This is a genomic window from Oscillatoria salina IIICB1 (assembly GCF_020144665.1).
In the GTDB taxonomy this organism is placed as follows: Bacteria; Cyanobacteriota; Cyanobacteriia; order Cyanobacteriales; family SIO1D9; genus IIICB1.
This window is the reverse complement of sequence record NZ_JAAHBQ010000155.1, coordinates 1-508: the sequence shown is the minus strand read 5'-3', so window position 1 is coordinate 508 and position 508 is coordinate 1. Positions and strand designations below refer to the sequence as shown.

Annotated in this window: 1 protein-coding gene; it reads right to left on the bottom strand. The window is 43.1% G+C overall.

Annotation, left to right across the window (positions count from 1 at the left end; translation table 11 throughout):
* Nucleotides 1–508, bottom strand: a 508-nt coding sequence (locus tag G3T18_RS24570; RefSeq protein ID WP_224413228.1) for an Ig-like domain-containing protein, incomplete at both ends; no start/stop codon positions are given.

Sequence of the window (508 nt, the reverse complement as noted above, 5' to 3'; positions counted from 1 at the left end):
GAATGAGTCGAGTAATTCTAATTCAATACCTTCGCTGTCATTAACTAAGACATTTACCGTTGCTGCTTCGGAAACGCCAGTTCCATCAGAAGCCGTGACTTCAAAGCTATCAATACCAGAGAAATTCGGATCTGGTGTGTAAACCAAATTATCTAAATCTGCGGCATTAATTGTATCGCCTTCGCGAACTGGACTACCGTTGAGACTTAATAATCCTGAACCTGGGACACTACTAATCGTAATTGAGGCTAATTCGTCATCATCTGCATCACTGAAAGCCTCGGTAAAGTCTTCAGCAGTGAAGCTAATCGGAGAATCTTCTACTCCTGCGATCGAGATATCTGCTAATTCTGGTGCATCTTCGAGAGAGAAAATGCCAATCTGACTACCATTATTACCATCATCATCGAACGCCACATAGACTGTCCGTGTTTCTGGGTCAATACTAATCCCTTCTGGGTCATCTATTCCCGTCAGCGCCAATAAATCTGTCGTCGCAACTAACTCA